We start from the raw sequence: 6,230 nt of genomic DNA, 5'->3' as shown, positions 1-6,230 counted from the left end.
ACAGTGCTCTGCGGACTTGATATCCTTGTTGGGCACAAAATGATCCGGCACCAGGGCGATCTTATCCTTGTCAAACACTCCCTGCACCTTCATTTTGTCCATTTCATGAATCGCTACCGGACTGGTAATGTCGTTTCCAAGCACCAGATCCAGCTTTGCCTCAATTAACTGCCCGGCCTCCACCTTGTCAAGGCCCGCTGCGGCAGCCAGTATTTTCTGCGTCATTGTCATTCCCATGTCACTTACCACAACCTTTCTACGTATGACAGCCTTTTTCTTTCCGGCTGTTTTTTCCTTTACTGTTCCTATCATAGCATAAAAATTACTATTCTACAAATATGGATTGTTCATGGTTGCCATAACCAAAAGTTATATGTTACTATCATGATATGCTTCAAGAACCAAAAGCGCTTTCAGAGAAAGGACACTTGAAATGAAAAATCAGCTGAATCAGTATTACATTTTTTATGTGACCGCCAAGTGCGGCAATATATCCAGAGCGGCAAAGCATCTGTATATCAGCCAGCCTGCAGTGAGCAAGGCCATATCCCGGCTGGAGGAAAGCTTTCATACCCCATTGTTTTTTCGAAGCTCCAGAGGCGTGGCCCTTACGGAGGAGGGGGAGCTTTTATACCGCCAGCTGGAAACTGCCTTTCACGCTATCCGCACAGGGGAGGAACAGCTTGTGGAAAAGGAAGCTGCAGGAGGCGGACAGCTTTCTATCGGAGTCAGCACTACCTTGTGCAAATATGTTCTGCTCCCCTATTTAAAAGATTTTATACGGGAAAACCCGCATATCCGGGTTTCTATTTTCTGTCAGTCCTCCAATGAAACCATTGAGGCGCTGGAAAAGGGACGGCTTGATATCGGACTCACCGGAGAGCCGGGGCGCACAGGGCTTTTGTTCCGCCCCATAAAAACCATTTCCGATGTTTTCGTGACCACGGAAGATTATCTTAAGCTTCTTGTAAAGCGCACCCAGGCAGAAAATGAACTGCCGGCGGAGCGGGAGCTTTTTTCCAAAGCCACGCTGCTTCTTTTGCACAAGGGAAATATGTCCCGCCAATATGTGGATAAATATCTGCTGCTTCGGGACATTTCCTTTGAACAGCAGCTTGAAGTCACTACTATGGATCTGCTGATTGATTTGCAAAAATCGGGATGGGAATCGCCTGTGTGATCAGGGATTTTGTGGAAAAAGAATTGGAGGAGGGTTCCCTTGTGCTTTTTCCGGTAAAGGAACCCATTCCCTCCAGAAGAATCGGATTTCTCTGCACGGGGAAGCAGACCACTCCCCCCATGCAGAAATTTCTGCGGCTGTTTGATTAATCTTGCGGCTGTTTCGTATCTATCTTCCAGGTGGTGGTCACCTTGAACAGGTCTCCGTCCACCTCAAGCTCCAGGCGTCCGTTCTGCAGCTCAGTGAAGCTCCTTGCAATGGCCAGGCCCAGGCCGCTGCCCTCTGTGTTTCTGGAGGCGTCGCCCCTGATAAAGCGTTCCGTCAGCTGTTTCGCCTCCACATGAATTTCCTGGGCGGAAATATTTTTCAGCATAATGACAACGGTGTCGTCAATGCGGAAGCCGTTAATATAAACTCTGGTGCCGGGCATGGCATATTTGACGATGTTCCCCACCAGATTTTCATAAATCCGGTAGGTTTTCTGGCTGTCTAAAGACAGCACCACCTTTTCGTCCGTCAGATTCAGTCTCAGGTCAAGGCCGGCCTCCTCCAGCTTGTCGGACCACTCAAAGAGCACCTGCTTTACCAGATTCATAATGTCTACCTTCACAAAATTCAGGGTGACGTTTCCTGTGCTGGCCTTGCTGACTTCAAATAAATCCTCAATCAGCACCTTAAGACGATTGGACTTACGCTCCAAAGTATCTAAATATTCCCGTCTCTGTTCCTCTGTAAGATTCTCATCCTTCAAAAGATTGATATAGGTGATGATAGCTGTCAGGGGCGTCTTTAAATCATGGGACACATTGGTGATCAGCTCCGATTTCATTTTCTGGCTCTTCACCTCCTCCTCCACTGCCTTCCGGAAGCCCCTCTGAATACGGATCAGCTGGGGCTTTAAGGGTTCAAACACGCCCAGATCCTCCGTCATATTTCCATTCAGATTCCCTTCAGCTATCTTGTTGATATATCCAAGCAGAATGCTGTACTTTTTCTGAATGCCGCTGATATACTTTTTTAAAATAAAGTACAGTACCACAGAATAAATTACCACGATAAACAGGCCGCTGACCCAGAGACTGCTGATTACAAGCAGAATCACGCCATTGATCAAAACCACCTTCCATATGAGCTTTTTAGCGCTTTTGGTCACATCAAAATGGCTTAAGGCATCATACACCTCCAAAAACTTGTTTTTCAAAAAAGGGAATATGCGGTAGATGACGCTGCGTTCTTTTATATACCTTTTGATTCCAAGCTCCCGTATCAATCTAAAGCAGGTGCCGGCATACCATGCGCCGAAAAACATCAGGCCAAGAGCCAGAAGATTGAGCGCCAAAACAAGAAGCCTTGCCGCTGCAGCGGGCATATAGGGTTCCAGGCTCCTTTGGTAGCTTCCGTCCGCCACATTCATCACAAGCTCAACCACTGTGGCATCTGACAGAGAAATCAATATGACGGCAAGCATCGCAGCCGCCTCCGCAGGAATCCGGTACAGCTTAAGGCATCCAAAGCGTTCCTTTTTGGATACCGGCAAAAAAAGCGCAGCCAAAAACAGCAATCCCAGAAAAATGAGGTAAAGATTTGCGCTGCCGGAATATCTGTAGGCATCATAAAGACTGTAGCCGTCATAGACATATCCGCCTCCGGGAAGATTGACATAGTCCTCCTGCCACATTTGCTGCCAGTCGGTCTGCGCAATACAGAAGGTAATCCGGAAATTTGCGGGCATTGAGATTTTGTACAGCAAGGAGGGCTGCCCTTCCACCATGAATTCCTCTGTCAGATTTTCCAGACTTAAATTCCGCATCACCTCGTTGGCATATTTCCGTATGATGGTGGCATTATTTCCCTTTACCGTACTTCCGATGGAGACATTTCCGCTTTCATCAAACTCAAAGCTCAAATAAAAATACTGATCTGCCAGGGAGATTTCAGGGGAGGAAAGATTGGTGAGAATTTCTCCTGTGGAAAGGTCCTCGGCAAGATAATCATAGTAGAGATTCATCTGCGCAAAGCTGCTCTCCAGCTGGGAAAAATGATCATCCAGATAATGGCTGCAGGAAACAAGCGCGTCGTATTCCCCCGTATTTTCCGCATACAGCTCCTGATACTCCTGGGAGGTCTCATCATGGATCCACTCTTTCCCCTCAGCAGGCTTCATAAACAGTTCGCTGTAGCTTAAATTGGTATGATTTACTTTGTTGTACATATCCCGGTACAGCAGATAACTGTACTGATAGAGAAAGGTGACGCCGTTTTCCGTCTCCACCGGGCTGGTACGGAGATTCTCCACGCCTTTGCGAAAGCTCCCATAAAACGCCGTATACAAAAGAGCACAGACACAGGCGGCACAGATGCCAAGGAAAATCCAGCGAAAAGAAAGGGAACGCTTTTTTTTCATGGATGTTTTCCCTTCCGTGTCCATATTTTCTTCTGCGGTTCTATTTTCCCCTGGCTCCCTGTTCTCTTTTGAAGCCATTGCTTTTTCCGCTTCTCCCTGCACTTGTCTCTGCTCGTCCATTTAACGCATCCTTTCTCCATAAGCTTTCACCCTATGGCAGCTACTGCTTATCAATTTTATAGCCTACACCCCAAACCACCTTAAGATATTTGGGATTCTTGGGATCAATTTCAATTTTCTCCCGTATGTTACGCACATGCACCATGATGGTATCCGTGTTTACCGCCTTTTCATTCCAGATTCTTTCGTAAATTTCGTCTGCCGAAAAAACCCTTCCGGGATTTTTAATCAACAGCTGCACAATCTTAAATTCCATGGGGGTGAGCTTTACCGGCTCCCCGTCCACACTGACCTCCACCGTATCCTCGTTCAACTCCAGCCCGCCGATGGTGTAAATATGCTCATTCCCCGCTTCATTGTTCACTGCGGACAGGTATTTGGCGTATCTGCGCAGATGAGAGTTTACCCTGGCTAAAAGCTCCAGAGGCGTAAAGGGCTTTGTGATATAGTCATCAGCTCCCATATTCAGCCCCATAATTTTATCCACCTCCTCAGACTTGGCGGAAAGCATCAGCACCGGAAATTCATAATCCATGGCCCGCAGCTTCATCAGCATGCTCACCCCATCCATAACCGGCATCATAATATCCACAATGGCCAGATGGATTTCCTCCTTTTTTACAACCTCAAGTCCTTCCTTGCCGTTTGCTGCCTGAAACACCACATAGCCTTGATTTTTCAAATAAATTTCCACGCCCTCGCGAATTTCTTTGTCGTCCTCCACAATCAAAATATGAAACCTGCTATTGTCCATTGTTGTCCCTCTATTCCTGTAATTTTACGGTTTTCAAAAAGCCGCCTGCATCTATTATATAAATGAACCGGCCTCATAGCAACCGCTTCTTATTTTGATTTTTCCTGTCAGCTTCCTCCAAGCAGGGAAAACACCTGGTCTCCCAGCAGGTAGCCTGCACCTACAAAAAACAGATTCCACAAAAAAATCCCCATGGCAGAGCTTACCACATATCGCTTTAAGTCCATGTGAAGCACTCCCGCCGGAATAGATACAAGGGTGCGAAGCACCGGCACAAGCTTGGCTGCAAAAACGCCCCAAAAGCCTCTTTGGCGAAGCCACTCCATATTTTTCTCCACAGCCTCCCTTTGCCTGGGAAACCGCTTGATATAGGCGTTTAAGAACACGCTTCCGCCCTTGCGGCCCAGAAAGTAAAGAAGGAGGCTTCCCAAAAGTCCGGCAGATACTGTAATTGTCATAACCATGAAGAAATTTATATTCCCCCTGGAGGCCATAATGCCGGAAAGGGGCATGATCAAGCCTGCGGGGAATCCTGGAAGATTCAAATACTCCAAGAAAACCATGATAAAAATTGCAATTGCTCCATATTGGGTAAAATAATAGGTCAAAGCATCCAGGTCCATACTTTCTAAGCTCCCTCTTTTGTTCTTCCCTTATATTAAATTGGAAATATGAAAACCCCTTGCAGGAAAAAACAAAGAATTTCTAAAGAAATGGCGCGTAAAAAAAGAAGACAGTCTCCTGCCTTCCCTTTTTATGCGCCATCAGCGCGCAATTCTCAGCTCTGTATTTTTTTCATGCTGTAGAAAATTCCCTTTTTGTCCATCAGCTCCTGATAGCTTCCATATTCCGCGCATTTTCCTCCGCTGATTACAGCAATTTTATCCGCTCCCCGTATGGTGGAAAGACGGTGCGCCACGATGAACGTGGTGCGTCCCCTGGTCAGGTTATCCACCGCCTCCTGAATCAGCTTTTCGGAAATGCTGTCCAAGGCGGAGGTAGCCTCATCCAGCACAATGATTTTGGGATCGCGGATCAACGCCCTGGCAATGGAAATTCTCTGTCTCTGCCCGCCGGAGAGCTTTCCACCGTGCTCACCCACCTGGGAGTCCAGTCCCTTTGGCAGGGATGCAATCAGATCGGTAAGATTTGCCGCCTGAATTACACTGTTTAGCTTTTCCTCCGATACGTTCTCACAGCCATAGGTGATATTATCTCTGATGGTGCCGGAAAACAGAATGGAGGTCTGGGGCACCACCGCAAGATATTTTCTGTAGGTGCGCAGATCAATCTCCCGAAGATCCTCCCCATCCATCAAAAGCCTGCCGGAATCTGCCAGATAAAAGCCGATCACCATATTTAAGATCGTGGACTTTCCTGCGCCGGATTCTCCAACCAGCGCGATGGTTTCGCCCTCTTTTACCTCAAGATTCAAGCCATCCAATATATCCCGTTCTGACTCATGGTACTTAAAGTGTACATCTTGAAAGGAAAAGTGCCCCTTTACATCTACGATGCCTCTCTTTCCCTCATTCTGCTCCACATCATCCGATAAGAGCACCTCTCCGATTGAGTTGACGGATTCGATTCCCTTTGCAATGGTTGGCACCAGGGTAATGATGGCGGAAACCTGATTTACAATGGTGGAAAAATAGCTCTGGTACAAGGTGATGTCTCCCGCCAGAATATTTCCCTGAAAGGCCAGATAGCCGGTAAAGGCCAGACATACGATCTGAAAAATCTGAAAAATGGCCCAGCCCACGGAGCCAAAG

At 47.1% G+C, this 6,230-nt stretch carries 4 protein-coding genes and 2 pseudogenes; 1 reads left to right on the top strand and 5 read right to left on the bottom strand.

Annotated features, from left to right (window positions below):
* A pseudogene (locus AC1WIP_RS10030) lies at nucleotides 1-237 on the bottom strand (3-isopropylmalate dehydratase large subunit); the annotation flags it as partial.
* A gap of 196 nt (nucleotides 238-433) precedes the next feature.
* On the opposite strand from AC1WIP_RS10030, the pseudogene AC1WIP_RS10025 reads away from it, so the two are divergent.
* Nucleotides 434-1,329 (top strand): annotated as a pseudogene (locus AC1WIP_RS10025) (LysR family transcriptional regulator).
* On the opposite strand, the gene AC1WIP_RS10020 reads toward AC1WIP_RS10025, so the two are convergent.
* The 4 genes from AC1WIP_RS10020 to AC1WIP_RS10005 all read right to left on the bottom strand — a co-directional run.
* Nucleotides 1,326-3,704 carry a sensor histidine kinase gene (locus AC1WIP_RS10020; RefSeq protein ID WP_481141696.1) on the bottom strand — a complete coding sequence of 793 codons (2,379 nt, stop codon included), beginning with the start codon at nucleotides 3,702-3,704 and terminating at the stop codon, nucleotides 1,326-1,328. The pseudogene AC1WIP_RS10025 and the gene AC1WIP_RS10020 sit on opposite strands and share 4 nt — an antisense overlap.
* A gap of 40 nt (nucleotides 3,705-3,744) precedes the next feature.
* Nucleotides 3,745-4,458, bottom strand: coding sequence for a response regulator transcription factor (locus AC1WIP_RS10015; RefSeq protein ID WP_481141695.1), 714 nt, complete (start codon nucleotides 4,456-4,458; stop codon nucleotides 3,745-3,747).
* A 107-nt stretch (nucleotides 4,459-4,565) separates the two neighbouring features.
* Nucleotides 4,566-5,081 carry a DedA family protein gene (locus tag AC1WIP_RS10010; RefSeq protein WP_481141694.1) on the bottom strand — a complete coding sequence of 172 codons (516 nt, stop codon included), beginning with the start codon at nucleotides 5,079-5,081 and terminating at the stop codon, nucleotides 4,566-4,568.
* Between the two features lie 155 nt (nucleotides 5,082-5,236).
* The coding region (locus AC1WIP_RS10005; RefSeq protein ID WP_481141693.1) for an ABC transporter ATP-binding protein at nucleotides 5,237-6,230 on the bottom strand (994 nt) is incomplete at its 5' end.

The organism is Acetatifactor sp., from assembly GCF_982438285.1.
Note: the sequence above shows the minus strand (reverse complement) of the source record. Positions and strands in the feature narration are given on the sequence as shown.

Coding starts and splice junctions, on each gene's coding strand:
- AC1WIP_RS10020 (WP_481141696.1), bottom strand. CDS start 3,704: ATGGACGAGCAGAGACAAGTGCAGGGAGAAGCGGAAAAAGCAATGGCT.
- AC1WIP_RS10015 (WP_481141695.1), bottom strand. CDS start 4,458: ATGGACAATAGCAGGTTTCATATTTTGATTGTGGAGGACGACAAAGAA.
- AC1WIP_RS10010 (WP_481141694.1), bottom strand. CDS start 5,081: ATGGACCTGGATGCTTTGACCTATTATTTTACCCAATATGGAGCAATT.